The 26,615-nt window shown below is 59.6% G+C and carries 30 protein-coding genes; 10 read left to right on the top strand and 20 right to left on the bottom strand.

What is annotated here, in order from left to right; translation table 11 throughout:
* Window positions 1–52: 52 nt before the first annotated feature.
* A complete protein-coding gene (locus ACR0E2_RS17455; RefSeq protein ID WP_480447350.1) occupies window positions 53–766 on the bottom strand; it encodes a helix-turn-helix transcriptional regulator in 714 nt (237 codons plus the stop codon).
* A gap of 85 nt (window positions 767–851) precedes the next feature.
* Here ACR0E2_RS17455 and ACR0E2_RS17450 point away from each other — a divergent pair, with 85 nt between their 5' ends.
* Together ACR0E2_RS17450 and ACR0E2_RS17445 are read left to right on the top strand one after the other, a co-directional pair.
* Window positions 852–1,550: a glutathione S-transferase family protein gene (locus tag ACR0E2_RS17450; protein WP_480447349.1), complete on the top strand. Its 699-nt coding sequence runs from the start codon at window positions 852–854 to the stop codon at window positions 1,548–1,550.
* Complete coding sequence (locus tag ACR0E2_RS17445; protein WP_152459309.1) at window positions 1,547–1,933, top strand: DUF1801 domain-containing protein; 387 nt, start codon at window positions 1,547–1,549, stop codon at window positions 1,931–1,933. Before ACR0E2_RS17450 ends, ACR0E2_RS17445 begins: the two co-directional genes overlap by 4 nt.
* Here the strand turns inward: ACR0E2_RS17445 and rnr are convergent.
* Genes rnr through dapE form a run of 3 tightly spaced genes read right to left on the bottom strand, consistent with a single transcriptional unit; the run spans window position 1,924 to window position 5,948 of the window.
* Window positions 1,924–4,182 carry a ribonuclease R gene (rnr, locus tag ACR0E2_RS17440; protein WP_480447348.1) on the bottom strand — a complete coding sequence of 753 codons (2,259 nt, stop codon included), beginning with the start codon at window positions 4,180–4,182 and terminating at the stop codon, window positions 1,924–1,926. The two genes, ACR0E2_RS17445 and rnr, sit on opposite strands and share 10 nt — an antisense overlap.
* A 47-nt stretch (window positions 4,183–4,229) precedes the next feature.
* Window positions 4,230–4,805: a TIGR04282 family arsenosugar biosynthesis glycosyltransferase gene (locus ACR0E2_RS17435; protein ID WP_480447347.1), complete on the bottom strand. Its 576-nt coding sequence runs from the start codon at window positions 4,803–4,805 to the stop codon at window positions 4,230–4,232.
* 3 nt (window positions 4,806–4,808) lie between these two features.
* Window positions 4,809–5,948 (bottom strand): succinyl-diaminopimelate desuccinylase, encoded by a 1,140-nt coding sequence (dapE, locus tag ACR0E2_RS17430; RefSeq protein WP_480447346.1) that lies wholly within the window; start codon window positions 5,946–5,948, stop codon window positions 4,809–4,811.
* A gap of 210 nt (window positions 5,949–6,158) precedes the next feature.
* Here dapE and ACR0E2_RS17425 point away from each other — a divergent pair, with 210 nt between their 5' ends.
* Window positions 6,159–7,217, top strand: a complete 1,059-nt coding sequence (locus tag ACR0E2_RS17425; protein ID WP_171119953.1) for a transporter substrate-binding domain-containing protein — start codon at window positions 6,159–6,161, stop codon at window positions 7,215–7,217.
* Here ACR0E2_RS17425 and ACR0E2_RS17420 read toward each other — a convergent pair.
* Complete coding sequence (locus ACR0E2_RS17420; protein WP_171119954.1) at window positions 7,214–7,558, bottom strand: hypothetical protein; 345 nt, start codon at window positions 7,556–7,558, stop codon at window positions 7,214–7,216. The genes ACR0E2_RS17425 and ACR0E2_RS17420 overlap by 4 nt on opposite strands.
* Window positions 7,559–7,895: 337 nt before the next feature.
* Here ACR0E2_RS17420 and ACR0E2_RS17415 point away from each other — a divergent pair, with 337 nt between their 5' ends.
* The gene (locus ACR0E2_RS17415; protein WP_480447345.1) at window positions 7,896–8,189 is read left to right on the top strand and encodes a hypothetical protein; all 294 of its coding nucleotides are present in this window, start codon (window positions 7,896–7,898) and stop codon (window positions 8,187–8,189) included.
* A gap of 139 nt (window positions 8,190–8,328) precedes the next feature.
* Here ACR0E2_RS17415 and dapD read toward each other — a convergent pair whose 3' ends face one another.
* The 3 genes from dapD to ACR0E2_RS17400 all read right to left on the bottom strand — a co-directional run bounded on the left by dapD (window position 8,329) and on the right by ACR0E2_RS17400 (window position 10,820).
* Entirely contained in the window at window positions 8,329–9,156 is an 828-nt protein-coding gene (gene dapD / locus ACR0E2_RS17410; RefSeq protein WP_171119955.1) for a 2,3,4,5-tetrahydropyridine-2,6-dicarboxylate N-succinyltransferase, read from the bottom strand.
* 108 nt (window positions 9,157–9,264) lie between these two features.
* Window positions 9,265–9,864: a GntR family transcriptional regulator gene (locus ACR0E2_RS17405; protein ID WP_171205242.1), complete on the bottom strand. Its 600-nt coding sequence runs from the start codon at window positions 9,862–9,864 to the stop codon at window positions 9,265–9,267.
* A gap of 44 nt (window positions 9,865–9,908) precedes the next feature.
* Complete coding sequence (locus ACR0E2_RS17400; RefSeq protein WP_480447344.1) at window positions 9,909–10,820, bottom strand: threonine/serine dehydratase; 912 nt, start codon at window positions 10,818–10,820, stop codon at window positions 9,909–9,911.
* A 79-nt stretch (window positions 10,821–10,899) separates the two neighbouring features.
* Here ACR0E2_RS17400 and ACR0E2_RS17395 point away from each other — a divergent pair, with 79 nt between their 5' ends.
* Together ACR0E2_RS17395 and ACR0E2_RS17390 are read left to right on the top strand one after the other, a co-directional pair.
* Window positions 10,900–11,742 (top strand): LOG family protein, encoded by an 843-nt coding sequence (locus tag ACR0E2_RS17395; protein ID WP_152459318.1) that lies wholly within the window; start codon window positions 10,900–10,902, stop codon window positions 11,740–11,742.
* Between the two features lie 3 nt (window positions 11,743–11,745).
* Window positions 11,746–12,843: a cystathionine gamma-lyase gene (locus ACR0E2_RS17390; protein ID WP_480447343.1), complete on the top strand. Its 1,098-nt coding sequence runs from the start codon at window positions 11,746–11,748 to the stop codon at window positions 12,841–12,843.
* Here ACR0E2_RS17390 and ACR0E2_RS17385 read toward each other — a convergent pair whose 3' ends face one another.
* Window positions 12,844–13,227, bottom strand: coding sequence for a hypothetical protein (locus tag ACR0E2_RS17385; RefSeq protein WP_152459320.1), 384 nt, complete (start codon window positions 13,225–13,227; stop codon window positions 12,844–12,846). It lies immediately after the preceding gene.
* Window positions 13,228–13,387: 160 nt separating this feature from the next.
* Here ACR0E2_RS17385 and ACR0E2_RS17380 point away from each other — a divergent pair, with 160 nt between their 5' ends.
* The 3 genes from ACR0E2_RS17380 (at window position 13,388) to ACR0E2_RS17370 (ending at window position 16,368) form a co-directional block, all read left to right on the top strand.
* Window positions 13,388–14,308: a DnaJ C-terminal domain-containing protein gene (locus tag ACR0E2_RS17380; protein ID WP_480447342.1), complete on the top strand. Its 921-nt coding sequence runs from the start codon at window positions 13,388–13,390 to the stop codon at window positions 14,306–14,308.
* Complete coding sequence (locus ACR0E2_RS17375; RefSeq protein WP_171642075.1) at window positions 14,305–14,643, top strand: hypothetical protein; 339 nt, start codon at window positions 14,305–14,307, stop codon at window positions 14,641–14,643. The genes ACR0E2_RS17380 and ACR0E2_RS17375 overlap by 4 nt, the downstream gene beginning before the upstream one ends.
* 63 nt (window positions 14,644–14,706) lie before the next feature.
* The gene (locus tag ACR0E2_RS17370; RefSeq protein ID WP_480447341.1) at window positions 14,707–16,368 is read left to right on the top strand and encodes a U32 family peptidase; all 1,662 of its coding nucleotides are present in this window, start codon (window positions 14,707–14,709) and stop codon (window positions 16,366–16,368) included.
* A 6-nt stretch (window positions 16,369–16,374) separates the two neighbouring features.
* On the opposite strand, the gene ACR0E2_RS17365 is transcribed toward ACR0E2_RS17370, so the two are convergent.
* From ACR0E2_RS17365 to ACR0E2_RS17350, 4 genes are all read right to left on the bottom strand, one after another.
* The gene (locus ACR0E2_RS17365) at window positions 16,375–16,992 is read right to left on the bottom strand and encodes a cytochrome P460 family protein (RefSeq protein WP_480447340.1); all 618 of its coding nucleotides are present in this window, start codon (window positions 16,990–16,992) and stop codon (window positions 16,375–16,377) included.
* A gap of 285 nt (window positions 16,993–17,277) precedes the next feature.
* Window positions 17,278–18,465, bottom strand: a complete 1,188-nt coding sequence (rlmN, locus tag ACR0E2_RS17360) for a dual-specificity RNA methyltransferase RlmN (RefSeq protein WP_171205236.1) — start codon at window positions 18,463–18,465, stop codon at window positions 17,278–17,280.
* Between the two features lie 117 nt (window positions 18,466–18,582).
* Complete coding sequence (locus ACR0E2_RS17355) at window positions 18,583–18,753, bottom strand: hypothetical protein (RefSeq protein WP_171119963.1); 171 nt, start codon at window positions 18,751–18,753, stop codon at window positions 18,583–18,585.
* A gap of 142 nt (window positions 18,754–18,895) precedes the next feature.
* Window positions 18,896–19,432 (bottom strand): invasion associated locus B family protein, encoded by a 537-nt coding sequence (locus tag ACR0E2_RS17350; RefSeq protein ID WP_171119964.1) that lies wholly within the window; start codon window positions 19,430–19,432, stop codon window positions 18,896–18,898.
* A gap of 179 nt (window positions 19,433–19,611) precedes the next feature.
* Here ACR0E2_RS17350 and ACR0E2_RS17345 point away from each other — a divergent pair, with 179 nt between their 5' ends.
* Window positions 19,612–20,610, top strand: coding sequence for an asparaginase (locus tag ACR0E2_RS17345; protein ID WP_480447339.1), 999 nt, complete (start codon window positions 19,612–19,614; stop codon window positions 20,608–20,610).
* Between the two features lie 5 nt (window positions 20,611–20,615).
* On the opposite strand, the gene ACR0E2_RS17340 is transcribed toward ACR0E2_RS17345, so the two are convergent.
* From ACR0E2_RS17340 to ACR0E2_RS17310, 7 genes are all read right to left on the bottom strand, one after another.
* Window positions 20,616–20,936, bottom strand: coding sequence for a YciI family protein (locus ACR0E2_RS17340; RefSeq protein WP_480447338.1), 321 nt, complete (start codon window positions 20,934–20,936; stop codon window positions 20,616–20,618).
* A 22-nt stretch (window positions 20,937–20,958) separates the two neighbouring features.
* Complete coding sequence (locus ACR0E2_RS17335; RefSeq protein ID WP_480447337.1) at window positions 20,959–21,387, bottom strand: SRPBCC family protein; 429 nt, start codon at window positions 21,385–21,387, stop codon at window positions 20,959–20,961.
* On the bottom strand, window positions 21,375–21,704 hold the full coding sequence (locus ACR0E2_RS17330) for an ArsR/SmtB family transcription factor (protein WP_480447336.1): 330 nt from the start codon (window positions 21,702–21,704) through the stop codon (window positions 21,375–21,377). The genes ACR0E2_RS17335 and ACR0E2_RS17330 overlap by 13 nt, the downstream gene beginning before the upstream one ends.
* A gap of 42 nt (window positions 21,705–21,746) precedes the next feature.
* On the bottom strand, window positions 21,747–22,625 hold the full coding sequence (gene serB, locus ACR0E2_RS17325; protein ID WP_171119969.1) for a phosphoserine phosphatase SerB: 879 nt from the start codon (window positions 22,623–22,625) through the stop codon (window positions 21,747–21,749).
* A gap of 36 nt (window positions 22,626–22,661) precedes the next feature.
* On the bottom strand, window positions 22,662–23,390 hold the full coding sequence (locus tag ACR0E2_RS17320; protein WP_152459332.1) for a metallophosphoesterase family protein: 729 nt from the start codon (window positions 23,388–23,390) through the stop codon (window positions 22,662–22,664).
* A 119-nt stretch (window positions 23,391–23,509) separates the two neighbouring features.
* Window positions 23,510–25,105, bottom strand: coding sequence for a phosphoglycerate dehydrogenase (gene serA / locus ACR0E2_RS17315; RefSeq protein WP_480447335.1), 1,596 nt, complete (start codon window positions 25,103–25,105; stop codon window positions 23,510–23,512).
* Between the two features lie 64 nt (window positions 25,106–25,169).
* Window positions 25,170–26,324, bottom strand: a complete 1,155-nt coding sequence (locus tag ACR0E2_RS17310) for a phosphoserine transaminase (protein ID WP_480447334.1) — start codon at window positions 26,322–26,324, stop codon at window positions 25,170–25,172.
* Between the last annotated feature and the right edge of the window lie 291 nt (window positions 26,325–26,615).

Here is a 26,615-nt window from a genome sequence, read left to right as displayed (position 1 = left end):
CCTGATTACTGCTCGGCCTCAGAGTAGCGCAAAATCGGCGAATCACAAAGTCTCAGGCACCCTCATCGCGGTCTTGCGCCTCGCGCGCTGCGCGGATTTGCGCCAAAACTTCGCGCAGCATGGGCACCCGGTTCGGTCTAAAGCTTTGATCTGTCACGGACATGTCCTGAATGCGATCCAACCGGAAAACGCGAAAATCCTGTCTCAGGTGGCACCAGCCAAGCAACACGTTTGATCGATCCATATAGACGATGCTCAGCGGGTTGACCCGTCTTTGTGTGGCATCGCCTTTTGCGTCCGTATACGAGAACTCGACCGCGCGTTCGTCCCACGTCGCCTGCCTCAAAATGGCCACGTCGATTGTCGGCGCGGGCGGGCGATTGAACCGCGTTGCCGCCAGAACCGCGTGGCTCAGCCGATGGGACTGTCGCTGTGGCAATCGCCCCTGCAATTTCCGCAGGGCGGCACTGGCTGCATCTGACAAAGCCGGATCACCAATCACCTGAACTTCGCGCAGGCCAAGAACCAGGGCCTCAAGCTCGTCATCGGTGAAACCCAATGGCGGCAATGTGGCATCTTCGATCAGGGTGAACCCAAACCCTGCCTCACCGTCGATAACGGCCCCCAGACCACGCAGCGCGTCAATATCCCTGTGTATCGTCCTGGCAGAAACACCCAGATCCTGCGCCAGTTGTTCAGACGTTCTGGGCGACGGGCCAGAACGCAGGGCTTGCATCAGTTGGAACAATCGGGCGGTGCGGGACATGATGAACCCTAGCCTATCCCTAATGACAAAAACTGTCATCAGGCCGGTTTACTCATCCGGCACGTCAAAAACACGGAGCCACGCGATGCTGACCCTTCTCACCTATCCTTCCGCCTTCGGACTGTTCAGCGCCAGTCCGTTCTGCGTCAAGACAGCCTTGATGCTTCAGCACTCCGGTCAGGTCTGGCAGCGTTCGGACATGCTTGACCCGCGCAGGATGCCGCATCAAAAACTGCCAGTGCTGCGCACGCCAGAGCGGTTGATACCAGACAGCGATCTGATCCGCGATTGGCTGGAACAGAAGGGGGCGGAGTTCGATCAGGGGCTTTCGGATGTGGAAAAAGCGCAATCCCGCGCGCTGGTACGCATGGCCGAAGAGCATCTGTATTTCCACATCGTTCTGGACCGCTGGGGAAATGACGAGGTCTGGCCGATCCTTCGCGAAACCTTTTTCACCGAAATTCCGGCTCTGATCCGAAAGCCGGCGTCCAATGCGATCCGAAAATCCGTTCTGAAAGGGATCACGTCACAAGGGATCGGCCGGTTCTCGTTGCCCGAGCGCCTGGACCGGGTCGAACGCGATCTCGAGGCAATCTCGGCCCATCTGTGGCAATCCCGCTTCCTGCTGGCGGATCAACCGACTTCAGCAGATATGAGCGTCGGCCCGATGCTCGCCGCCATGCGCGCAACGCCTGCCGATACCCCACTGACCCGCAGGATCAAACAGGATAATCTGTTGAACAGTTACGTAGACCGGATGGAACAGGCGATACCGATTGCATGAAACCTTTTGATGACCCCTCGGTCGCCTCGGCCTTTGAAGCCATGCCCCCGCAAGCACGCGCGGGGGCCCTGGCGCTTCGCGACCTGATACTGAACACAGCAGAGTCTCTGCCCGCCGCCAATCCATTGCGAGAAGAGCTGCGCTGGGGCCAGCCCGCATATCTTGCCCCCAAAGGATCAACGATCCGGCTGGGGGCTCACAAATCCGCGGATTTCGCACTGTTCGTGCACTGCCAAAGCCGATTGATCGGTGATTTCACCACGGCCTTTCCGGGCGAGGACCGGATTGACGGGAACCGGGCCATCCTGTTCGATGACCCGCGCCAGATCGATGAAACCCGCCATGGCTGGCTGATTGCCCGGGCGCTGACCTATCACCTTTGACGGCGCTTGCGTTCGACCTTGCGCTTGATCTTGTCCTTCTTGCGTTTGGTGCTGGCGGCCTTGCGTCGCGTCGACCGCTTGGCGGGCCCGCGCCCGCGCGGCAGCGCCTGATCGTCGATGGACAGCAGCTCCAGCTCCAACCCGCCGGTCACAGGTGTCGCCTCGGTCAGTCTCACCGTGACCCGCTGGCCGATGGCGATGATCAGCCCGGAATCTGAGCCCATCAGCGTTCCGGCCTCTCGATCAAAATGGAAGAATTCGCGCCCCAAAGACCGCACCGGCACCAGGCCATCCGCGCCCGTTTCGTCCATTTTCACGAAGGCCCCGAACTGGGCAATGCCACTGATCCGACCGGTGAATTCGTTGCCCACACGTTCGCTGAGATAGGCCGCCAGATAGCGGTCGGTCGTATCGCGCTCGGCCATCATCGAGCGGCGTTCGGTATCTGAAATATGCGTGGCCGTTTCTTCGAGCCGGTCAATTTCGTCCTCGGTCAGCCCGTCCTTGCCCCAGCCATGGGCCGAGATCAGCGCCCGGTGCACGATCAGGTCGGCATAGCGCCGGATGGGCGAGGTGAAATGTGCGTAGTTGCGCAGCGCCAGCCCGAAATGGCCGAAGTTTTCCGGGCTGTAATAGGCCTGCGCCATCGACCGCAAGGTGCTGAGATTGATCAGCTCGGCATCCTCGGTGCCGGCGGCGGCATTCAGCAGCGCATTCAGGTGACGGGTCTGGAGCACCTGCCCCTTGGCCAGATTCAGCCCGGCGGCCTGCGCCGTCTCGCGCAGGCTTTCCAGTTTTTCGGGCGCGGGTTCTTCGTGCACCCGGAACAGCAGCGGGCTGCGCTTGGCGATCAGCGTCTCGGCGGCGGCCACGTTGGCCAGGATCATGAATTCCTCGATCAGCCGGTGCGCGTCCAGCCGCTCGCGGAAAGCCACGCTTTCGACCTCGCCCTTGTCGTTCAGAACGATCTTGCGCTCCGGCAGGTCCAGCTCCAGCGGCTGGCGATCAGCACGAGCCTTTTTCAGCGCGCCATAGGCGGCATAAAGCGGCTTCAGAACGCTCTCCAACAGCGGGCCGGTCCGGTCATTGGGGGTGCCGTCGATGGCCTCCTGCACCTCGGTGTAGTTCAACGAGGCTGCCGAGCGCATCAGACCGCGCACGAACCGGTGACCGATCTTGTTGCCATCCGCGTCGATCTGCATCCGCACCGCGATACAGGCGCGCGGCACGCCTTCGTGCAGCGAACACAGATCACCCGACAGACGGTCGGGCAGCATCGGCACGACGCGGTCGGGGAAATAGCTGGAATTGCCGCGCTTGCGCGCCTCGCGGTCCAGCGCGGTGCCGGGCCGCACATAGGCGGCGACATCGGCAATGGCGACCCAGATGACGTGCCCACCGGGGTTCTTGGGATCATCGTCTACATGGGCATAACAGGCGTCGTCATGATCGCGCGCGTCCGAGGGATCGATCGTCAGCAATGGCATATCCCGGAGATCCTCGCGCCCTTTCAGGCCGACAGGCTTGGCCTTGTCGGCCTCGGCAATCACCTTGTCGGGGAAATCATCCGGGATGCCGTGTTGATGGATCGCGATCAACGAAACGGCCTTGGGCGCAGTCGGGTCGCCCAGCCGTTCGACGATGCGCGCGCGTGGCAGCCCCATGCGGTTTTTCGGCCCGGCTTGTTCAGCCTCGACCAGTTCGCCATCCTTGGCGCCCAGCGCAGCGCCTTCGGCCACCAGCCATTCGGTCGATCCGGCCTTGTCGATCGGCACGATTCGTCCGCCTTCGGCCCCTTTGCGGAAGATACCCACGATTTTCCGAGGGTTCGTTCCGATACGGCGGATCAGGCGGGCTTCGTAATTGTGATCTTCCTCATGCACCACGGTCAGACGAGCCAGAATGCGATCACCTTCGCCCAGCGCCGGGTCGCTGGCGCGGGCAATGATCAGAACGATGGGCTCGACCCCCTCGCCATGCCATTCCAGCGGCCGCGCGAACAGGTCGCCATCGGCATTCGGCGCCTTTACCTGCAACACGCTGACCGGCGGCAGGCGGTCCGGGTCGCGGTAACTGCGCTTGCGCTTCTCAAGATGGCCCTCGGCCTCAAGCTCTTTGAGGATACGTTTCAGATCAATCCGATCCGCGCCCTTGATGCCAAAGGCTTTGGCGATATCGCGTTTCGAGGTCAGGGTGGGGTTCGCCGAGATCCAGTCGAGGACCTCCTGCTTGGTAGGGATGCGAGTCATACGTCCGGCCTAGCACGCGTTTGCGACCGCGTCATGACCAAAAAGCCTCAGGGGTCAAGATCGGCAACCGTATCCACATCGCGCAGCTGATCAAGCAATGACACCCGACCGCCAGAAATCGAGGCCAGCGTGTCAGCCAATGCGTGTTCCGTCGACCAGCGCACGTTTTGGAACAGATTTGCCGGCAAGGCTGCATATCGTTGCGCGCCGACCAGCCAATAGCCACCATCCGGGGCTGGCCCAAACACCATCTGAGAACGCCCCAATGCGTCGAAAGCACGGGCAATATGGCGGCGCGAAACGCCCGGAATATCCGCGCCGATCAGGCAAACCGGCCCCTTGGGCATCCCGCGCAGCATCCGCCCCATGCGATCCCCCAGATCCCCACGCCCCTGCGCGGCGCGCGGCAGGTCCGCAGGCCAGACGCGGCTTTTCAGACCCTGCTTATCGGGTGAGACGGCCAAAACGATACGCCAGCGGGGATCACGCAGCCGCCGGATCAAGGACCGGGTCTGGTGCCGAAACCACCACGCCGCCGCGACCATGCCGATTTCTCGCCCAAGCCGCGTTTTGACGCGGCCCGGTTGAGGTTCCTTCACCATGATCACCAATGTGCGCTGCATGGATCAGGCGAAATAGTCGGTCAGGATGCGGCTATAAATCGATTTGAGCTGCTGGATCTGGGCCACCTCGACGCACTCGTCGACCTGATGCATCGTGCGCCCGACCAGACCGAACTCTACAACCGGGCAATGGTTCTTGATGAAACGCGCATCCGACGTACCACCGGTCGTCGAAAGCTCGGGCGTTGCGCCTGTTTCCGCTTCTACCGCTTTGGCCACCAGATCCGACAGGGGCCCCGGCGGGGTCAGAAAGCTTTCGCCTGAAATCTTGATTGCGACATCTAATTCAACGCCGAACCGAGCGGCCACCTGATCTGCTTCCGACTTCAGCCAGTCACTCAGGCTGGCCCCGGAATGCAGATCATTGAAACGAATATTCACCGTTCCCTTGCACTGCGCCGGGATTACGTTGGTGGCCGCATTCCCGGTGTCGATTGTCACCACTGCCAATGTCGACGCATCGAAGTGGTCCGTGCCCTGATCAAGTTCGTGCCCCGCCAGCCGATCCATCAGCCGCGCCATGGCTGGCAAAGGGTTTTTGGCACGATGCGGATAAGCCGAATGCCCCTGAACACCGGTGATGGTAAACCAAGCAGTCATCGACCCGCGACGGCCGATCTTCATCATTTCGCCCATCTTGTTCGGGCAGGTCGGCTCACCCACCAGACAGACAGACATATGTTCATCCGCGCCGTCCATATAATCCAGCAAGGCGGTCGTGCCATCCAGCGCGTCGCCTTCCTCGTCGCCGGTGATCGTCAGGATGATGGCTCCGTCCGGCGGGGTGTCGCGCACGAAATCGATTGCCGCCGCCGCAAACGCCGCAACGCCGGATTTCATATCCGTTGCCCCACGCCCATACATCACACCATCGCGTATTTCGGCCCCGAAAGGCGGCATCGTCCACGCGGCCTCGTCGCCGACCGGCACAACATCTGTATGGCCGTTGAACCCGAAACTGCGCGGATGGCCTTTCTGGCCCCATCGTGCGAACAGGTTGCTGACGCCACCACGGTCGACACGCGTGCATTCAAACCCCGCATCCGCCAGCACCGATCCCAGCAGAACCAGCGCGCCACCTTCGGCAGGTGTGACCGATGGGCAACGGATCAGATCGGCTGTCAATTGGACGGGGTCGGTCATGCAATGGCCTCTGGAACTGTATCTTTCGCGGGTTCGCGCACAGATTCAACGAATTGGCCGGTTTTCCAACCCCAATTCGCAAAAATATCGTTGCGACCAAATGTGCAGATATCAAAGCGACACCCTAACAAATCATGGCGGTTTACCCGGCGACCATCTTGCCGCCCGCTGCACAATCGCGTTACAGGGCCGCGAAACAGGTGAATGAAAATGAAGCGCGCATTCTACGCACTGATCTGCCTGACTTTCGCCGTCCTAGCGCAGCAGAGCATGGCACAGTCCCTCACGGTCACGACGGTGACCCGTCCCCCGTTTTCTTATGTCGAAGACGGTGCGGAAACCGGCTTTTCAATGGATCTTCTCGCCGCGCTATCAGAGGCGCTGAACTGGGACTATTCCATCAATCGGGTCGATTCATTCTCGGATATGCTGGAGGCGGTTCAGAATGGGTCCGCCGATCTTGCGGTCGCCAATATCTCGATAACCGCGCTGCGGGAAACGCAAATGGACTTCAGCCAGCCGATCTTTGAGGCGGGCCTACAGATCATGGTGCCATCGGAAGCCGCGCGCCAGCCTTCGCTGCTGCATGCGCTGCTCTCAAAAGAGTTGTTTATCGCCATCGGCCTGGCCTTCGCCATTCTGTTGGGCGGCGGCATGTTGATGTGGAGCTTTGAACGTAGTGCTCAACCCTATTTCGATCGCAAGCTGAATGAGGCTTGGTTTCCCTCGTTCTGGTGGGCGCTGAACCTTGTCGTGAACGGCGGGTTCGAAGAGAGGATGCCGCGCACGCCGTTCGGCCGGCTTCTGGGTGTCGTTCTGGTTGTTTCGTCACTGTTCATCGTGTCCGTTTTCACGGCCCGCATCACCTCGGTCATGACCGTGGATGCGATCACAGGCAGCGTGAATTCGGTGAATGACCTGTATGGCAAAAGTGTCGGGACAATCACGGACTCGACCGCGGCAAGTTTTCTGAACCGGCGTGATATTGAATTCACCGGCTATCCCGGGTTAGAGCAGATGCTGGATGCGTTCCAGTCCAAACAACTGGATGCCGTCGTATTCGACGCGCCGATCCTTTCCTACTATGCGGCCCATGAAGGCCGGCGAACGGCGTCGATGACAGGCGGCGTCTTCCTGCGCGAGAACTATGGCATCGCTTTCCCGACCGGGTCGCCTCTGGTCGAGGATGTCAACCAGGCCCTGCTGTCATTGCGCGAAGACGGAACTTATGACGAAATCTATCGCAAGTGGTTCGGTATGCGGAACTAGGCCTGCGCCTCGTCTCCGAAGAACGGTGTCATCTGCGCGACGATCACGGCGTTTTCATCCAGAGCACGCTGCATCAGGGCACGTTCGTCAGGTTCGATTTCATGTCCCTGTGCCTCACGCTCGGCCAAGGTCCCGTACCCGGTGACATCCAAAGGCGCGGTGTCGGCCTGCTTCAGAATAGCCACCGTCTCGCGCACGGCTTCGGCTTCGTCCACGCCACTGGCGTAGCAGATCAGTGCCGCCCCGGTCGCACCGTCGGGCAGCCCGTCGCCATCCTTACGGCCGATTTGGACCAGAAGGGTATAGACTTGCTGACGTGAGGGCTTCTTGCGCTTTTCCATGGGCCCTGCATTACGCGCGGCGTTTTGAAGGGTCAACTGCTTCCATTGATCCTAGCTTTAAGTATGGGATCTTACGCAGCCCCTTGCCCCGCCCATAGGCACTGAGGACTTGCAGAAATGCGACTCAGCAAAGCCCTTTTCCCGTTTTCGCCCAAAAATTGAGCAGCGTTTCATCTCCACTCCCGGAGTTGAATCGGGCACATTTCTGCCACATCTTGGCCTCAATTATAGCTATTTCCTGCTGAGTTCGACGCGCTTCCTGCCTTTCACAACGGTGAAGAGAAGCCAACTCTCAGATGCAGCCACTGCGTAAGTCATTTTTTACAGGAAAATTAAAATGAGTGTTCTGTCCAAGTTAATGATGACAACTGCAAGTGTGATTGTGCTTTCCGGAGTACCTTCTGTCGCCGTGCTGTCTTTTTTGACGCCAAGTGCAGTTCATGCCCAAGACGGCGGCGGTGAAAGCGAAGGCGACAGCGAAAGCGGTGGCGACAACGAAAGTGGCGGCGACAGCGAAAGCGACAACGAAAGCGGCGGCGACAACGAAAGCGAAGGCGACAGCGAAAGCGAAGGCACGGAAACCAACGCAGGAAGCTCAGAAGTTGACGCTATGCAGGGTGAAAATCGCTGATCCACACAGAGCGTTCGTCCGAGCCTGGACACAATCTCAGGACCGGCTCTGACCAAGGTTCGGTCACATACGCGTAACACCCCAAAAACTGGAAAGGCCGGAGCGGTTCAGCTCCGGCCTTTCTGTACAACCGGGGCGATCAGTCCCGCAGCAATTCGTTGATGCCGGTTTTCGACCGGGTCTTTTCATCCACCCGCTTCACGATCACCGCGCAATACAGGCTGATGTTGTTCTTTGACGGCATCGAACCCGCAACGACCACGGAATAGGGCGGGACTTCGCCATATGTCACTTCGCCGGTTTCCCGATCCACGATCTTGGTAGATTTGCCGATGAACACGCCCATACCCAGAACCGAGCCTTCGCGGACGATGCAGCCCTCGACCACCTCGGAGCGCGCGCCGATAAAGCAGTTGTCCTCGATGATGGTCGGGCCGGCCTGCATCGGCTCCAGCACGCCGCCGATGCCTACACCGCCCGACAGGTGGACGTTTTTGCCGATCTGCGCGCATGAGCCGACGGTCGCCCAGGTGTCGACCATGGTGCCTTCATCCACATAGGCGCCAAGGTTGACGAAGGACGGCATCAGCACTACGCCCGGCGCGATATAGGCCGACTTGCGCACAACGCAGTTGGGAACCGCGCGGAACCCGGCCGAGCGCCATTGATCTTCACCCCAACCTGCGAACTTGCTGTCCACCTTGTCCCACCAACCGCCGTCCTGCGGACCGCCAGTCTGAATTTCCATGTCCTTGATGCGAAAGCCCAGCAGAACCGCCTTTTTGGCCCACTGGTTCACGTGCCAGTCGCCGTTTTCCAGCTTTTCGGCAACACGCAGCGACCCGCTGTCCAGCGCGTTCAGCGTGTCTTCGATCGCTTCGCGTTGTTCACCTGCCGTGGCGGGTGTGATCGTGTCGCGTGCCTCCCAGGCGGCTTCGATGGCGGCTTCCAGTTGCGCGTTGGACATGGGGCGTCTCCCTACAGAATCTGTTCATGTTGGTTTGGCCTATACGCAAGCCGGGCCAATGGCGCAATGCGACGAACACGGGCCGTTTTGCGTCTGAAAGGCCCGCAATCAGCTGGCGCGGCGTATATGTCGGGTCAGAATACCTTTTGCCGTGCTCAGGTCCTTCCGCCTGAGCGCCTGAACAAGTGCAGCGTGATCCTTGTCAGTTTGTTGCACCCATTTCGACCGCCAGTGCGCAAACAAGTGGCGTGCGCTTGCGATATGCAGATCGTCGATGGTGTGCAACAGACGGGGCAGCCCGCAAGGTGTCAGGATGGCGCGATGAAATGCTCTGTTCAACGCTTCCCATTGGGGCATCGTCTGCGCCTCGTCACAGGCGATGCGTGCGCGATCGATCTTGTCCAATGCGACCGGAGACATGTTCTGCACCGATTGTTGCAACGCCAGTGTTTCCAGCGCCACACGCATTTCGATGACCTCTCGCACCTCTGCCGGGTCCAGCGCCGTGACCCGCATGCCCCGGCGCGGCTCGTGCCGGGCCAATCCATGCGCCTCAAGCCGCAACAGGGCTTCCCGCACCGGAACATGGCTGGTGTCAAAGGTGCGGGCAATATGATCCTGCCGCAGCTTTTCCCCGGCGCCCAGCTCTCCGGTGATGATTTGCTGGCTGAGGTTCTGGTAAATCGTGTCCGAGATCGTAGCGGTCATAAATTATAGATAAAATCTACGACAGCTATCCTCAACCAGATAATTCACCCCGCAAGCGGGTCCGGCGCAATGTTCGCGCCGCACACCAGAACGGCCACGCGCTCGCCCGGTTCGGGCCGATACACGCCCGAGGTCAAGGCTGCCAACGCCGTGGCGCCCGCCGGTTCCACCAGAATACGATGCGCCTGCCACAGCATCTTCTGCGCCGCCGCGATGGCGTCATCCGACACCAGAACCGACGTCATCCCCTGTGCCAGGTCGAAACAGATCTGCCCGATCCGGCGCGCACCCAGCGCGTTTGCCGCGATCCCGGATACGGAAACATCCACCGGTTCACCGGCCTGCAACGCCGCATTCAATGCGCAAGAGGTCTGGGGTTCGACCGCCACGACCTTGCGCGCTCCGTCGAACCAGGCCAACGCGCCGGCGATCAGCCCACCCCCGCCCACGGCGACCAGAACCGTATCTGCCTGTAGACCCTGCGCATCCCATTCCGCAAAGCAGGTCCCCTGCCCCGCCACGGTAGCCGGCGCATCATAGGCGTGAATCTGCATCGCGCCGGTTTCCGCTTCATGCGCCTGCGCCTGTGTCAGCGCATTGGCGTATTCGCCGGGCACAACGCTCAGATCCGCGCCGGTTTGCCGGATCAATGCGATCTTGGATGGCCCTGCCAGTTCGGGCACGAAAATCTTGGCCGGATACCCAAGCGCCTGCGCCGCAAAGGCCGCCGCTGCACCATGATTGCCACCGGATGCAGCCACGACACCTGCATCGGGTACGTCGAGGCTCAGCAACGTATTGAACGCACCGCGCGCCTTGAAACTGCCGGTGTGCTGCATGTGCTCCAGCTTCAGCTCAATGGGATGGCCCGGAATTCGGCTCTCGATCACCGGCGTCACCTGCGTATGTCCGGCGATACGATTCCGCGCCGCTGATATTTCGCTCTTCCAATTCATTCTTGTCTTTCCGTGACTGGCACTCTGCCCGCGAACCCTATAGCTGTTTGGAAAACACGCAAGCAGGGATCGATCACCCATGAGAGAAGACCGCCACAATCCGTTTCGCGATGCGCAGACAGATCGCTCGACCGCGAGCGAAGTGCCGGACACGCCGCAGACGCGATCGTCCGCCTATCGCCTTGCCTTTGCCGATGACGAATTCCTGTGCCGGGACGAGCTGCGCCCGGTGCGTCTGCAACTGGAACTGTTGAAACCCGAGATGATCATGAGCGAACGCGAGATCACCTCGACCATCGTGATGTTCGGCGGCGCGCGCATCCCTGAACCATCGCAGAAACACACCGCACGAACGGAAACGCTGGCTGGTCTGTCGGCCTATTACGACGAGGCGCGCGAGTTCGCGCGGCTGATGACCGTGAAATCGAACGAGACCGGCTGCCGTGAAAACGTGATCGTCACGGGCGGCGGCCCCGGAGTGATGGAGGCCGGCAACCGTGGGGCACAGGACGCGGGCGGATGCTCTATCGGGTTGAATATCGTTCTGCCGCACGAACAGGCCCCGAACCTTTATGTGACGCCGGATCTCAGCTTCAACTTCCACTATTTCGCCATCCGCAAGATGCATTTCCTGATGCGCGCCCGCGCCATCACGATTTTCCCCGGCGGTTTCGGCACAATGGATGAGCTGTTCGAATCCCTGACCCTGATTCAGACCGGCCGGATGGACCGCGTGCCCTTCCTGCTGTTTGGTCGCGAATTCTGGGAAAAGGTCATCAACTGGAAAGCGCTGGCCGATGCCGGAACCATCTCGGACGAGGATCTTGATCTGTTCCGCTTTGTGGACACGGCGCAGGAGGCGGTCGAGATCATCGAAAACTGGGAGCCCGCCCCGCCCCGCGACGAAATTCCGGGGCGCTGAACCATGGCACCCAAGACCGGAGAGATGCTGCATCTGCGTGGAAATGCCCTGAGCAAGGGCGAACCCGTAGCGCTGCCGCTGACCCAAAGCAGCATGTACCACCTGCCGGGCACCCCGGACGGGCGGGCGAGTTACGGTCGGGTGGACAACCCGACTTGGGTGCATCTGGAACATGTTCTGTCGCATTTGGAGGACGCGCCCTGCCTCAGCTTTCCCTCGGGCATGGCGGCGATTTCCGCGGCACTGTTTGCCACCGTAAAGGCCGGATCACGCCTGCTGATCCCCTCCGACGGCTATTACGTGACGCGCCTTTTGGCCGATCGTTTCCTGTCGCGGCTGGGTGTGATCGTTGAAGAACGCCCCACCACCGCCTTTGCCGAAGGCGGTTTTGACGGGTTCGATGTGGTCTTTGCCGAAAGCCCTTCGAATCCGGGGTTGGACATGATCGATCTGACCGAGGTGGCGGATCGGGTGCGCGCTGCCGGGGGCATAACCATTGCCGACAATACGACGATGACTCCGCTGGGTCAGCGTCCTCTTGATCTGGGCATCGATGTGGTCGTCTCGTCCGATACCAAGGCGATGGGCGGGCATTCCGACATGCTGATGGGCCATGTGGCCAGCCGCAACGGCGACATCATGGAACGGGTCGGGGAATGGCGGAAAGTCTCTGGCTCCATACCGGGGCCACATGAAGCATGGCTGCTGCATCGCGGCCTTGAAACGCTGGACGTTCGGTTCGACCGGATGTGCAGCTCGGCCGAAGTATTGGCCGAACGCCTGGCGGCACATCCCGCAGTGAAACAGGTGCGCTATCCCGGGCTGGCCGATGACCCGTCGCACAAACTGGCGCAAGAACAGACCACACGTTTCGGCTTTCTTCTGTCCCTGACGCTGAACAGCGAAGACCAGGCCGAAGCCTTCATCAACAATTGCCCGCTTCTGCGCCCGGCCACGTCATTCGGAGGCGTCCACAGCTCGGCCGAGCGGCGCGCGCGCTGGGGCGACGACGTTGATCCGGCCTTTATCCGCCTGTCCGTCGGGTGCGAACCCGTGGAAGAATTGTGGCACGCTATCGAAGCCAGCCTGAACGCTGTGTGATTACTTTTTGGGCTCACGCAGTTCTTTGAACACGTAGATCGGCAGCACCACGCTGGCGATCAACGCCCCCAGCCAGACCAGCAATGTTGCCGCAAGCAGGTTCGAAACCCCGCCAACGGTCAGCCCGGCAGCAATCAGGTCGGTCACGAAAAGGCCCACGAAGGTCACGATCAGGGCGATCCCACCCTTCAGGGCGGGCGCTTTCTTTTCGCCCAGTTTCAGGATCAGGGGTTCAGCGACAACTTGTACGACGGTGAAGACTATCACCACCACGATGAACGAGATCGGCTTGATCGCAAATCCCGACAATATCAGCGCGGCAAGCAACAACCCAATGGCATTCCCGGCCAGCAGGGCCAGGGCGGATTTTATTCTGCGTGACATGCGGCGGTCTCCGTCATTCGACAATTATAAATATGCAGATACTATCAGGTCTGCGGGATTTTACGAGACAATTCAATCGCCTCTTTCGTTTTACCCGTTGAAATCTCATGGTAGAACACCTTCATCCTGATCAGACCCGTCCTTGACCTGAGAGAGTGATATGAGCGACGACCCCTACACCGTTCTTGGTGTCTCGAAGGACGCCAGTACAGCCGAGATCAAAAAAGCCTACCGGCGTATCGCCAAGGATTGCCATCCGGATCTGAAACCGGGCGATGACGCGGCTGAGGCCAAGTTCAAGGCCGCCGCGGCTGCTTATGATCTGTTGAAAGATCCTGAAACACGTGCGCGTTTTGACAACGGGGAAATAGACGCCTCGGGTCAGGAGCGCCCGCAACAGCAGTATTACCGGGACTATGCCGAGGCCGCTGGAAACCCCTATCGCGGGCGTCAGGCCGATCCCGACGACATGTCAGACGTCTTCGCCGAGTTCATGCGTGGTCGCGGCGGTTTTGGGGGCCAGCGCGGCCACCAGTTTCACGCACCGGGTCACAATCTGAACTACTCGCTTCAAATCAGCTTCCTGGACTCCGTGTTCGGCGCCAGTCAGAAATTGACCTTGCCGGATGGAGACCGGATCGAGGTCAAAATCCCGGCCGGGATCACCGACGGCCAGACCATCCGGTTGCGCGGCAAAGGCGCGCCGGGATATGGCGAAGGCCCTCCGGGTGACGCACTGGTGACGGTTTCGGTCGCCAAGCACCCGGTTTTTGAACGTCAGGGCGATGACATCCATATCACGCTGCCGATCACGATCGACGAGGCCATTCTGGGCGGCAAAGTCCCCGCCCCTACGATTGATGGCGGCGTGAATGTCAGCGTACCGGCGGGCACCAGCAGTGGTAAAACCCTGCGATTGCGGGGCAAGGGTGTCAAAAAACGCGGCTCATCCGAGCGTGGGGATCAGTTGATCGAACTGACCGTCTCGATGCCCGACAAAATCGATGACGATCTGAAACAGTTCATGGAGACCTGGCGCAAAACACACAGCTACGACCCGCGGAAAGGAATGCCGTCATGACCCTGACCGAGAAGGAACTGATCGAAACCGTCGCCCGACTGACCTCGGATCGGCTGACCGAATATCTGGCGGCCGAGATTGTGATCCCCGAACAATCAGACCAAGGGCTGATCTATCACAGTATCGACGTCGCCCGTCTGGAACTTGCCTGCGAGTTGCACGAACAGTACGACATGGAGGCAGATGCACTGTCGATGATGATCTCGCTGATTGATCAGATGCATGGGCTGCGGGCCGAACTGCGCGAAGTTCTGAACGCGATCGAGACGCAACCCGAGCCTGTGCGACAGCAACTGGTCAAGGTCATCGGTACAGCGCGATTCCGTCGCAGATAACGGGGTTTTGGACTCGAAACATTTGGATTAGAAGGCCGGCTTGATCCTTTTACAAGTGGCGCCATGACCCAGTTCAGATCTGAATTGCTGATGCCTGCGGGCAATCTGCGCAAGCTGAAACTCGCTGTCCTTTACGGGGCGGATGCGGTGTATCTGGGCACGCCCGATATGTCGCTGCGCACGAAATCCGAGTTTTCGCTGGAAGAGGTGATCGAGGGTGTCGAGTTCTGCCACAGCCATGGCCGGCGCGCCTATCTGACGCTGAACCTGTTCTCGCACAACAAGGACATCCCGAAGCTGGACGAATATATCGACACGGTCCGCAAAGTGCAGCCGGACGGGTTGATCATCGCCGACCCCGGCGTGTTTCAGTACGTGCGGGACCGCGCGCCGGAACTGCCGCTGCATATCTCGACCCAGGCCAATATCTGTTCATGGCTGTCGGTGAAGTTCTGGCAGGATCAGGGCGCGGAACTGGTGGTTCTGGCGCGCGAGGTTTCCTACCCCGAACTGGTGGAGATCCGTGAAAAATGCCCCGACATCAAGCTCGAGGCCTTCGTCCACGGTGCCATGTGCATGACCTATTCGGGCCGTTGCCTGCTGTCGAACTTCATGGCGGAACGCGGCGCGAACCAGGGCAACTGCGCCAATTCCTGCCGCTGGAACTATGCGCTGAAACTGCGCCTGAAGGATGGCACCCATCAGGAGCTGCGCATCACCGAGGAAAACGCCGACCTGTTCGAATTCCTGCTGGAAGAAGGCTGCCGCCCCGGCGATCTGATGCCGATCGAGGAAGACGACCGCGGTTCCTACATCCTCAATTCGCGCGATCTGTGCATCATGCCAAAGCTGGACGAATACCTGAAGATCGGCGTGGACAGCCTCAAGGTCGAGGGGCGCGGCAAGTCGGAATATTATGCCGCCATCGTCGCGCGCGCCTATCGCATGGCCATCGACGATTACTATGCCGACCCCCAGAACTGGGACCCGAAACCCTATATGCGCGAGTTGGAGACCGTGGGAAACCGCGGCTACACGCTGGCCTTCCACGAGGGGCGGCTGACCAACTACGCCCATGATTACGAGCACACGGCGTCCATCGCGCAGTGGGAATATGCCGGGATCGTCACCGAAGTGACCGAGGATGCCTTTCTGGTCGAGGTAAAGAACAAGCTGGAACCGGGCGATGTGCTGGATTTCGTCTCGCCCATCTCGCGCGAGACGGTTCTGCTGCGGGTCTATGATTTCGAACGCGCATCCGATGGCGCGCGGATGGACGTGTTGCATGGCAGCACCAAAACAGTGATCCGCCTGCCCTTCACCCTGTTCGACCACGAGGATATCGACGATCTGCGCGCCCGGTTCCCCGCCTATTCCGTTCTGCGGAAGGAGCGCGCCCTGACCGACGAACACTGGAGCCGCATCCGCTTTGACAAGCTGGTGCAGGGTTTGGAAACCTCGGGCCGTGACAACCCTGGCGCCTATGCCCGCCGTCGCGACGCCCTGGTTGAAAAGATCGGCGAAGACGGTAACGAACGCCGTTTCAAAACCAACCGCATCGGCACCGAGGGTTGCTGTGGCAAAGGATGCAACGGCTGCTTGATTTTCTGGCAGGACGACAAATACGCGCTGGCTCGTGAAGTTCTGTCAAAGCGCAAGCAGGGCGAACAACTCAGCCGCCGCGAGGCAACGGAACTGAAACTGCCAGGCGCAAAACAAGCCTGAGCCGGCTCAGTCGCGTGTTCGATACTCTTCCGGCACGTAAAACGTATAGTCCCGATCTGCCACCTGTTCGTGGCAGACATGGCAATAGGCCACGGCACCGGCGCGGTCGCCCATAGTGTCCCCAAAGACCGAGCCGTCCGGCAAGACCATGATGTAACGCCAATCCGCTGTGTCCGGGCTGGCATCTTCTGCCAGTTTCTCCATTACGAACATGGCACCGGGATGCACGTGACCTTCATCCGTCACGGTCATGCTGTCCTTGGCAAGAACCGACCCCATGGGAAGTTTTTCACCTTCCTGCAACGTCGCGTAGTTATGCGCCATGCGATTGGCATAGCTGTTCACATACCTTTGCCCGTGGGTTGCCGAAATATAGGGCGCATCGTTGAAAAGCGGCCAGCTTTGGTAGTTGAGGATCAGGTCCAGTTGCGCCACGGCGTAGCCACGCGCCATGCGGCGATTGAGGGATCGGTAGTGTTCCAAAGCCTCTTGTTTGCTCAACTCGGCAGGGTTTTCGATTGCGATATGAGCGTCCTGGCCGTCAGCAAAGGCCAAGCCTGAACCCGAGACGATAGCAAGCGCAGCGGCACCAAAACGGATGATCGAAAAAGAACTTGCATTCATAATCGTGGCCCACCTGAAATTCAGTTCACCTGAGCGCTTTCTGCACCACTTGGAACAGTCTAGCGGAATCGCAAAAACTCGCCATCTCTGACCCGGACACCTCACCGGCTTGTGCATCGAATTGAAGAGGCAAATTCAGCGACGGGCACGAGAAATATAGCAAATTATGCATGTGGTTTCAGCATCTGAAACATTAAGTTTGAACAAAACAATTGTGACGTGCAGACAGAGCCAGAAAACACTTAAGGCGCGATCTGATCAAGCCTGGCCCAGATGGACCAAACCCTATCGGCTCAGACCCGTTTCGGCCTCGATTTGTTTGCGTGATTTGCGCGCCCGTTCGGTCGCCGACTTCAACTGACCGCAAGCCGCCATGATGTCCTCACCGCGTGTCTTGCGGATGGGCGAGGCATAGCCGGCCTGATAGATGATGTTGGCGAAGGCGCGGATGCGGTTGTTCGAGCTGCGCTTGTACGGTGCGCCGGGCCATTCGTTGAACGGGATCAGGTTGATCTTGGCCGGAATGTTGTGTCGCTTGATGTGATCGATCAAACGATGCGCATCTTCGTCACTGTCATTCACACCATCCAGCATCACGTATTCAAACGTGATCCGTTCGGAATTCGAAGCATTGGGATAGCTGGCCAAAGCAGTCAGCAGTTCCTCGATATTCCAACGTTTGTTGATGGGCACCAGAACGTCGCGGGTTTCATCGGTGGTGGCGTGGAACGAGATCGCCAGCAGGCACCCGATTTCCTCGGCCGTGCGCGCGATCTCGGGCACCACGCCCGAGGTCGACAGGGTAATCCGCCGGCGTGACAGAGAAATGCCCTCGGGGTCCATGGCGATCTTCATCGCGTCGCGCACGTTTTCGAAATTGTAAAGCGGTTCGCCCATGCCCATCAGAACGATGTTCGACAGCAGGCGGGTTTCGTCCTTGGGTGCGCCGGGGGTTGGCCATTCTTCAAGATCGTCGCGCGCCATCATGATCTGGCCGACGATTTCTGCGGATGTCAGGTTTCGTACAAGTTTTTGGGTTCCGGTGTGACAGAACGAACAGGTCAGCGTACAGCCCACCTGGGACGAGATGCACAGGGTTCCGCGATCTTCTTCGGGGATATAGACCACCTCGACCTCATGCCCGCCGGCGATGCGGCACAGATACTTGCGGGTACCATCCTCGGACACCTGACGCGTCACCACTTCGGGGATTTCGATCACGAAATGCTCGGCCAGTTGTGCGCGATAGGCTTTGGCGAGATTGGTCATCTGGGCAAAATCGCGTACACCCCATTGATAGATCCACTGCCAGATCTGGCCGGTGCGCATCTTGGCCTGTTTCTCGGGCGTGCCGTGTTCAATCAAGGTGTCGCGCAACCTGTCGCGCGTAAGGCCGACAAGGTTGATCTTCCCGTCGGGCAATTTGCGCGGGATGGTCATGACGTCTTGGGTGATCGGCGCTTTGGGCGACATTGGCGTATCTCAAAGGAATCGGGCTTGGGATGCGCCTCTATATAGGAACCTGCGCAAAGATCAAAAGGTTTCCTAAGCCGGCAGGCCCGGCACGATTCACATGCCGGGCCTTTTTGATCAGTTTACCGGCGGCGGTGTGTAGCAATCACTGGCGTCCAGGGTCTGAACCGGATCTTCCGGGCCACATTGCTCGCCCGATATCGGATAGGAATCAGCGTTCTTCTCGCAAGCGCTCAGCACGGCGACGGATGCGGCAAGAACCAGAGTGATCCAAGTTTTCTGTTTCATCACGATGTCCTCTCTAGGTGGCTGAACCACTTAGTTCACATTGCCGAGCGCGAAACTTTGATACGGATCAAAACTGGCAGATGACCAGACGTCAAAAGCCCCGCTCCGAGGCGGGGCCTTATCAACAATCGACGCGAAAAGATCAGTTGGTGCAGCGCTTCTCAGCGTCTTCAATCGCTGCGGTAAATCCCAGCAGCGAGAAGGTGTCTTTCGTCTGCGTCCCGCGCTCGGACCGGGCGGTCAGTACCGCCTCGGTTCCGCGCTTCAGGGCGGTAATGATCTTGGCATCATCCGCATCCGATGCGGCCCAGGCCCATTCGCCTTCTGTGAACAGTTCGAACTCGGTCCCGTCCACATTCAGGTTCACCGTCGAACCCGCGGCAAACGGGTAGCCGCCAGTAAAGGTCAATTGGCCTTTCACCTCGGCATTCGGGCGATAGAACACAAACAGCAGGATATCGCTGCGCCGTACGGAAACCACACGTCCACCGCGGGTGTTTACGGTTTCCTTGGGTGCCGAGACGCTCCAGCATTCGGTGGGATCGTCTTCGACAAAAACGCTCCAATCCGTTTTTGCAGCAACCCGGTTGGTGCTTGTCGCCTGTTGGGCGATTGCAGATGTTGCGGCGATGCCTGCCACACACAGGCCCGCTATCGTGCGAACGAGCATTGATCCCATTTGTCCAGCCTCCTAGCTCGACCCTTACCTCATACCCATCGGACACGTCTGCGAACCCTGCCGGTTCGTCTATTCGTTTGCGTCTTCCGATGATTGCCGACATACACACACTAACGCAGATTTCGCCACAGGCGAAAGGGCGATTGGCAGAATTTTGCGCATAAATTTCGGAGGTCCAGATGACGCAGCCCGTACCCATGACAGAACTTTGGCGCGGCCCTCTGCTGGAAAGTCTGCATCTGGGTCATGCGGTTATTTGCGATGACACGGGCCAGATCGTGCGCAGTTGGGGCGACCCGCAATCCGTCATATACCCGCGGTCATCGGCCAAGATGATTCAAGCGCTTCCGTTGGTCACATCAGGGGCAGCGGCGAAATACGGGCTGACCAGCGAACACCTCGCGTTGGCCTGCGCTTCGCATAACGGGGCGGCAATCCACACGGATCGCGTGACGGCGTGGCTGGACCATCTGGGGTTGAACGAGCACGATCTTCGGTGCGGCCCACAGGAGCCCGCCGACACCGCCGCGCGCGACCGGCTGATTTTGGCGGACGACACGCCTTGCCAGATCCACAACAACTGTTCCGGCAAGCATTGCGGCTTTCTGACTCTGGCACAGCATATGGGCGCCGGGCCGGAATACCTTGAAATTGATCATCCGGTGCAACAAGCCTGCCTGTCTGCCGTCGAAGAAACAACGGGCGAGACCAGCCCGGCATACGGCATCGATGGCTGTTCCGCCCCGAATTTCGCCACATCTCTTTTCGGTTTGGCACGTTCGATGGCTTGGTTTGCTTCAGCCGCAGACCGGTCCGACCGTTCCAGCGATGCAGCGATGCAGCTGGTGGCCGCGATGGTGAAACACCCGGAACTTGTTGCCGGTGAGACCCGGGCATGCACCGAACTGATGCGCGCGATGAACGGACGTGTGGCCATCAAAACCGGGGCCGAGGCCGTGTTCGTGGCCATCATTCCGGAAAAACGCATGGGCGTTGCGCTGAAGATCACCGATGGCACCACCCGCGCCAGTGAATGCGCGATTGCCGCGATACTGGTAAGCCTTGGCGTGCTGGAGGCCGAACACCCGGCCACCCGCAAATTCATGAACGCCACGCAATACAGCCGTCGCGGGCTGGAATGCGGCGTGATCAAGCCTGCGACGGGTTTCCCCGACTAAGGTCCTCACATCTCGATTTCGTGGATTTCGGCCACTTCAACCGAGCCTGTGCCGTTGACGACCATCGGACAGCCTTTGGCCATCTCGGTCGCAGCGTCGATATTGTCAGCTTTGATCACCGTGAAGCCCGAGGCCGGGTTCGCGCCGCCGTTATCGACCACTCCGTTGTTGCTGACGGTGTAAGACTGCCCCACCGGGTTTCCGGGGATGTCGAGGGCGTCTCCCATATCCTGAAACCAGGCGCCCCAGGCGGCCATTGTCGCCTCGATCTCGGCGGGGTCGGTCGGGGTGTGACCCCCGTGATAGACAAACAGAAACTTGGGCATATCGCTCCTCCGTAACAAAAAACTAAGTGCAAAGTGCTTCGAGTTTGCGCAGCGAAGACGTCCAACCCTGAGTGTGGTTCGCAGCTGCTTCGGCATCGGCCAGTTCACGGTGGTCCAGCACAAGGCGGGCACCGTTTCCGGTTGCGGAAACGGAAAGGGTCACGTGGCTTTCGGCACCGCGTTGATCCTGATCGTCATGCCAACCCCATGTAAAGCCCACCGATTTAGGCGGGTCGACATGCGTCACGTGGCCCGAAACCTTGTATTGCTGGCCCTCGCCATTCTCCATCACCGAATACCAAGGACCGGTGCGCGAGAAATCCAGGTTGTGGTCCGGCACGTGCATCCCTTCGGGCCCCCACCACTGAAGCAATCTGGTGCCGTCACTGATCCAAGCAAACAGTTCTTCGGGGCTGACGGGGAATTCCCGTTCCAGTTTCAGGTCGGCCATGAATTCTCCCTTTCAATAATATCACTCAGACGATCCAGGCTGCCTTCCCAGAATTGCCGCTTGGAAATCGTCCAGTCGGCAATCGCCCGCAATCCTTCGGATCGGATGGAATACATGCGCTGGGTTCCTTGCACGCGCTGCTGCACCAACCCGGCCTCGCGCAGCACCTTGAGGTGGCGCGAAATCGCGGCGCCAGACATGCCGCGCCCTTCGATCAGATCACCGGCAGGCAGTTCGCCCTGCTCCATCAGTTGCTCGACAATCGAGAACCGGGTGGCATCGGACAAAGCGGAAAACGTGGTCAGAAGTGTGTTCATACCCTTTATTTAACACAAATGTTAAATAAAAGATAGTCCTGATCAGCCGCCTACGAAATCGGCGCGGCAATAGCCTTGCAGGTAAAGCAGCGCCGTCAGGTCGCCGTGATTCACCCGCACATCACATTGTGCGGCCACCGACGGTTTGGCATGAAGGGCAACCCCGGTCCCGGCCCGGCCAAGCATTCCAAGGTCATTGGCCCCGTCACCCACGGCGATCACGTCACTTTCCGACAGGCCCCGGCGCGTTGAAATCTGCGCCAGCGCTTCGACCTTGGCCTGACGCCCCAGAATAGGACGCGCGACGTCTCCGGTCAGCTTGCCATCTTCCGCCAGCAAAGTGTTGGCCCGGTTTTCATCAAACCCCAAAAGCTCTGCCACCCGCGCGGTAAAGGCCGTAAAGCCACCGGATACCAATGCTGTATAGGCCCCGTTGGCCCGCATCGTCGCCAGCAATTCCCTGCCTCCGGGCATCAGGGTGATCCGTTCCTGCAGAACTTTGCCGATGACGCGTTCATCCAGATTTTTCAGCAAACCAACCCGCTCGATCAGGGCGCCTTCGAAATCAAGCTCTCCGTTCATGGCACGGGCCGTTATGTCCTTGACCCGGTCGCCGACGCCGGCCTCATCCGCCAGTTCATCGATACATTCCTGCTGGATCATCGTGCTGTCCATATCGGCCAGCAGCATCTGTTTGCGCCGTCCTTGCGCAGGTTGCACGATCAGGTCCACCCCCATCCCTTGCAGGTCTGCCCAAACGTCCCAGCGATTGTCGGGGATGGCGTTCAACTCGAACTCTGCCGCCTCATCCGGGTTGAGCCAGAGGATGTCCCCGCCACCCCACGCATTGCGCAATGACTCGGGCAATGCGCTATCCAGCGAAGGCGCTGCCGGATTGGTCAGCAAAGTGGCGACATACATATTCAATCTCCAAATTTCTTAGCCGGGCGAGGTGATCTAGGGGGTCAACGGCAAACGGCCCTGATCGGTCAATTCCCAGCAGGTCTGCCCTTCGAACACCGCGACACCCACCGGACGCCCATATCCGGCACCTGTGTCCAGATTGACGCGATTTCCATAATGCGTTGCCCGGTCTACCGGAGTATGGCCATGCACGATCAGCTTGGGATGCGGGCCCCGATGGGCATGAAAATCCTGCCTGATCCAGACCAGGTCGTTGTCGCGCTGCGCGTTGAGCGGTACGCCCGGGCGAATGCCTGCGTGAACAAAGGCAAGCTCGGGCGTCTGATGCATCAGAACCAGATCTCGCAAAAAGGTCAGGTGCGATTTCGGCACCGCCGCCTGCGCCATCTGATGCAGATCTTCCAGGCGAATCTGGCCTTCGAATTCCACCCCATAACTGCGCAGGGTCTCGACCCCACCCAGCCTTTCATGCAGCCAATGATAACCGACAAGCAAATGCGGATCGTGACGCGGCGTATCCTCCATGAACCAGGCGAACATGCGATCATGGTTGCCCAGCAGAGTGACCCAGTTCAGGCCCGCATCGCGCCCGGCAATCAGACGCTCGATCAGCCCGCGGCTGTCAGGGCCGCGATCCACGTAATCACCCAGAAACACGATCTGGGCGTCCGGGCCGCCATCGCCCCGGATCAGAGACAGCGCACGTTCCAGCTCGGCCACCTGCCCGTGCAGATCACCAACAACGTAGACAGGCTGTGTCATAGATCCTCCGACGGTAGGGTTCAGCTCGCTTGTGCCGCAGATTGCAGCCCGAGAAAACAAAGGACCCGGGCCTTCGGTCAACCGGGTCCTGAACTGTTTCTCAAACTCAACAGGCCACGTCAGGTGACATCAAATTCCAGCGGCTTGATCTGCGTGAACAGACCCGTTTCCGCCAGCTTGGCGCGTGCCTCGGCCGGAACGGGTTCGTCGACATAAAGCAACGCAATCGCTTCTCCGCCGGCCTCGGATCGACCAAGGGTAAAGTTCGCGATGTTGACGTTGTTTTCGCCCATGGTCTGCCCCAAAGCACCGATGATGCCCGGCACGTCTTCGTTGGTGGTGTAGAGCATATGGGCACCGACCTCGGCGTCGATATTGATGCCCTTGATCTGGATGAACCGCGGCTTGCCGTCGCTGAACACGGTGCCACCGATGGAACGCTCGCGCTTGTCGGTCACAACGGTAACTTTGATATAGCCTTCGAAGGCACCCGATTTGTCCTGATTGGTGGTCGAGATCTTGATCCCACGTTCCTTGGCGACAACCGGGGCCGACACCATGTTCACCTCGGGGTTGAACTTCTTCATGATCCCCGCGACGACCGCGCAGTTCAGGGCGGCCAGATTCATCTCGGCGGCAACACCGTCATAGAGGATGTTGATCGCCTTGATCGGCTCGTCCGTCATTTGACCGATAAAGCTGCCAAGATGTCCGGCCAGTTTGATCCAGGGGCCCATGATCTTGGCCTCTTCCGCCGTCACGCTGGGCATGTTCAGCGCATTTTCCACCGCACCGGTCAGCAGATAGTTCGAGATTTGCTCGGCCACCTGCAGGGCCACGTTCTCCTGCGCTTCGGTCGTTGCCGCACCAAGATGCGGCGTGCAGACCACGTTGGGCAGATTGAACAGGGGGTTGTCCTTGGCAGGTTCTTCACTGAACACGTCAAACGCGGCACCCGCAACGTGGCCGGATTGCAGCGCCTCGGCCAAGGCCTCCTCATCGACCAGACCACCCCGAGCGCAATTTATGATGCGCACGCCTTTCTTGGTTTTGGCGAGGTTCTCGCGGCTCAGAATATTGCGGGTCTGATCCGTCAGCGGCACGTGCAGGGTGATGAAGTCGGCGCGGGACAGCAACTCGTCCAGCTCAACCTTTTCAACGCCCATCTTGGCGGCTTTCTCTTCGCCCAGATAGGGGTCATAGGCGATGACTTTCATCTTCAGGCCAAGCGCGCGCTCGCACACGATGCCACCGATGTTCCCCGCACCAATGACGCCGAGTGTCTTGTTCGTCAGCTCGATCCCCATGAATTTGGACTTTTCCCACTTTCCCGCATGGGTCGAAGTCGAGGCCTCGGGGATCTGCCGCGCCACGGCAAACATCATCGCAATGGCGTGTTCGGCAGTGGTGATCATGTTGCCGAATGGCGTGTTCATCACGATCACACCTTTTTTCGACGCCGCTTCCTTGTCGATATTGTCAGTGCCAATTCCGGCGCGGCCGATCACCTTCAGCTTGTCGGCTCTTTCCAGAATGGTCGGCGTGACCTTGGTGGCCGAGCGGATGGCAAGACCGTCATACTGGCCGATCACCTCGGCCAACTTGTCCTTGTCCTTGCCCAGATCGGGCATGAAATCCACGTCGATGCCGCGATCACGGAAGATCTGAACGGCGGTTTCGCTGAGTTTGTCGGAAACGAGTACTTTGGGAGCCATGTTTGTGGTCCTTGAATGTATTGAGAGGTCCGGGCCGATGCGGCCCGGTAAAGATGGGATGCGATCAGGCGGCTTCTGTCTGCGCCGCGATTTCGGCCTCGAAGGCCCAGGCCAGCCAAGGCAGCATCGCTTCGATGTCCGAGGTCTCGACCGTACCGCCGCACCAGATCCGCAAGCCCGCAGGCGCGTCGCGATAGGCACCTACGTCCAGCGCGACATTCTCGGATTCCAGCCGTTTGGCCACGGCCTTGGCAAAGCTTGCGCCGTCCTGAATTCGGGCATCGGTGAATTTCAGACAGACGGATGTGTTCGACCGCGTCGCAGCGTCTTCGGCCAGGTTTTCGATCCAGTCGTTCCGGTCGCAGAAGGCATGCACGGCATCGGCATTGGCGTTCGCGCGGGCAATAAGGCCCTTCAGACCGCCCACCGAACGGGCCCAATCCAGTGCAAACAGATAATCCTCAACCGCCAGCATCGACGGCGTGTTGATCGTCGCCCCCGTGAAGATGCCTTCGATCAGCTTGCCACCCTTGGTCAGGCGGAAGATCTTGGGCAGCGGCCATGCAGGGGTGTAGCTCTCCAGACGTTCAACGGCGCGCGGCGACAGGATCAGCATCCCATGCGCGGCCTCACCGCCCAGAACCTTCTGCCAGCTGAAGGTGGTCACATCCAGCTTGTCCCAGGGCAAGTCCATCGCAAAGGCGGCCGAGGTTGCGTCGCAGATCGTCAGACCCTGACGATCATCGGCGATCCAGTCGCCATTCGGTACGCGCACGCCCGAAGTCGTGCCATTCCAGGTAAATACGACGTCATTGGCGAAATCGACCGATGTCAGATCCACGATCTGTCCGTAATCGGCGGTCTTCACCTCGGCGTCGATCTTAAGCTGCTTGACCACATCGGTCACCCAACCGGACCCAAAGCTTTCCCACGCCAGCATCTCGACCTTGCGTTCGCCCAATAGCGACCAAAGAGCCATCTCAACCGCGCCCGTGTCCGAGGCGGGAACAATGCCGATCCTGTAATCTGCCGGGATGCCAAGCACCTCGCGCGTACCTTCGATGGCCGCTTTTAGCTTGTCCTTGCCAACGGCGGCACGGTGCGAGCGTCCCAAGGCGGCATCGGCCAGTTTGGTCAGATCAAATGTGGGGGGTTTGGCGCAAGGGCCCGAGGAAAAACGCGGATTGGCCGGCCGCGTCGCCGGTTTTTGAGTACTCATCTGTATTACCCTTCCAGATACACGCCCCTCGTTGGGGAGGGGTGTCCCACGCACAGAGCTATGAGCCCTTCGCACGCGCAGCAAGCGAAAAAGACGCTTCACTGGGTAAAAACGACATCCCAAAAGGGCTCAAATCAGAACATGAGTTTCCGATTGGCGAAAAACCCCGCCGAAACCCGGCGGGGTTTTTTTGATGCTACTCCGCGGCGTCTGCGTATGCGTCCATTGGGGGGCATGTGCAGACGAGGTTTCTGTCACCGTATGCGTTGTCGACGCGGTTGACGGGGGACC

The sequence above is a fragment of the Ruegeria sp. A4 genome (genome assembly GCF_056543025.1).
This window is presented reverse-complemented; position numbering and strand designations above follow the sequence as displayed.

What these genes read in the sequence shown, in the direction of transcription:
- ACR0E2_RS17335 (WP_480447337.1), bottom strand. Translation starts at nt 21,387, where the DNA reads ATGGCCGACCTGAAACTGGAACGGGAATTCCCCGTCAGCCCCGAAGAA.
- ACR0E2_RS17415 (WP_480447345.1), top strand. Translation starts at nt 7,896, where the DNA reads ATGAGTGTTCTGTCCAAGTTAATGATGACAACTGCAAGTGTGATTGTG.
- ACR0E2_RS17390 (WP_480447343.1), top strand. Translation starts at nt 11,746, where the DNA reads ATGGCACCCAAGACCGGAGAGATGCTGCATCTGCGTGGAAATGCCCTG.
- ACR0E2_RS17370 (WP_480447341.1), top strand. Translation starts at nt 14,707, where the DNA reads ATGACCCAGTTCAGATCTGAATTGCTGATGCCTGCGGGCAATCTGCGC.
- ACR0E2_RS17365 (WP_480447340.1), bottom strand. Translation starts at nt 16,992, where the DNA reads ATGAATGCAAGTTCTTTTTCGATCATCCGTTTTGGTGCCGCTGCGCTT.
- ACR0E2_RS17445 (WP_152459309.1), top strand. Translation starts at nt 1,547, where the DNA reads ATGAAACCTTTTGATGACCCCTCGGTCGCCTCGGCCTTTGAAGCCATG.
- rlmN (WP_171205236.1), bottom strand. Translation starts at nt 18,465, where the DNA reads ATGTCGCCCAAAGCGCCGATCACCCAAGACGTCATGACCATCCCGCGC.
- ACR0E2_RS17455 (WP_480447350.1), bottom strand. Translation starts at nt 766, where the DNA reads ATGTCCCGCACCGCCCGATTGTTCCAACTGATGCAAGCCCTGCGTTCT.
- serA (WP_480447335.1), bottom strand. Translation starts at nt 25,105, where the DNA reads ATGGCTCCCAAAGTACTCGTTTCCGACAAACTCAGCGAAACCGCCGTT.
- ACR0E2_RS17400 (WP_480447344.1), bottom strand. Translation starts at nt 10,820, where the DNA reads ATGAATTGGAAGAGCGAAATATCAGCGGCGCGGAATCGTATCGCCGGA.
- ACR0E2_RS17330 (WP_480447336.1), bottom strand. Translation starts at nt 21,704, where the DNA reads ATGAACACACTTCTGACCACGTTTTCCGCTTTGTCCGATGCCACCCGG.
- serB (WP_171119969.1), bottom strand. Translation starts at nt 22,625, where the DNA reads ATGTATGTCGCCACTTTGCTGACCAATCCGGCAGCGCCTTCGCTGGAT.
- ACR0E2_RS17380 (WP_480447342.1), top strand. Translation starts at nt 13,388, where the DNA reads ATGAGCGACGACCCCTACACCGTTCTTGGTGTCTCGAAGGACGCCAGT.
- dapD (WP_171119955.1), bottom strand. Translation starts at nt 9,156, where the DNA reads ATGTCCAACGCGCAACTGGAAGCCGCCATCGAAGCCGCCTGGGAGGCA.
- ACR0E2_RS17355 (WP_171119963.1), bottom strand. Translation starts at nt 18,753, where the DNA reads ATGAAACAGAAAACTTGGATCACTCTGGTTCTTGCCGCATCCGTCGCC.
- ACR0E2_RS17395 (WP_152459318.1), top strand. Translation starts at nt 10,900, where the DNA reads ATGAGAGAAGACCGCCACAATCCGTTTCGCGATGCGCAGACAGATCGC.
- ACR0E2_RS17350 (WP_171119964.1), bottom strand. Translation starts at nt 19,432, where the DNA reads ATGGGATCAATGCTCGTTCGCACGATAGCGGGCCTGTGTGTGGCAGGC.
- rnr (WP_480447348.1), bottom strand. Translation starts at nt 4,182, where the DNA reads ATGACTCGCATCCCTACCAAGCAGGAGGTCCTCGACTGGATCTCGGCG.
- ACR0E2_RS17450 (WP_480447349.1), top strand. Translation starts at nt 852, where the DNA reads ATGCTGACCCTTCTCACCTATCCTTCCGCCTTCGGACTGTTCAGCGCC.
- ACR0E2_RS17345 (WP_480447339.1), top strand. Translation starts at nt 19,612, where the DNA reads ATGACGCAGCCCGTACCCATGACAGAACTTTGGCGCGGCCCTCTGCTG.
- ACR0E2_RS17385 (WP_152459320.1), bottom strand. Translation starts at nt 13,227, where the DNA reads ATGTCACGCAGAATAAAATCCGCCCTGGCCCTGCTGGCCGGGAATGCC.
- ACR0E2_RS17375 (WP_171642075.1), top strand. Translation starts at nt 14,305, where the DNA reads ATGACCCTGACCGAGAAGGAACTGATCGAAACCGTCGCCCGACTGACC.
- ACR0E2_RS17435 (WP_480447347.1), bottom strand. Translation starts at nt 4,805, where the DNA reads ATGCAGCGCACATTGGTGATCATGGTGAAGGAACCTCAACCGGGCCGC.
- ACR0E2_RS17420 (WP_171119954.1), bottom strand. Translation starts at nt 7,558, where the DNA reads ATGGAAAAGCGCAAGAAGCCCTCACGTCAGCAAGTCTATACCCTTCTG.
- ACR0E2_RS17425 (WP_171119953.1), top strand. Translation starts at nt 6,159, where the DNA reads ATGAAGCGCGCATTCTACGCACTGATCTGCCTGACTTTCGCCGTCCTA.
- ACR0E2_RS17320 (WP_152459332.1), bottom strand. Translation starts at nt 23,390, where the DNA reads ATGACACAGCCTGTCTACGTTGTTGGTGATCTGCACGGGCAGGTGGCC.
- ACR0E2_RS17405 (WP_171205242.1), bottom strand. Translation starts at nt 9,864, where the DNA reads ATGACCGCTACGATCTCGGACACGATTTACCAGAACCTCAGCCAGCAA.
- ACR0E2_RS17340 (WP_480447338.1), bottom strand. Translation starts at nt 20,936, where the DNA reads ATGCCCAAGTTTCTGTTTGTCTATCACGGGGGTCACACCCCGACCGAC.
- dapE (WP_480447346.1), bottom strand. Translation starts at nt 5,948, where the DNA reads ATGACCGACCCCGTCCAATTGACAGCCGATCTGATCCGTTGCCCATCG.
- ACR0E2_RS17310 (WP_480447334.1), bottom strand. Translation starts at nt 26,324, where the DNA reads ATGAGTACTCAAAAACCGGCGACGCGGCCGGCCAATCCGCGTTTTTCC.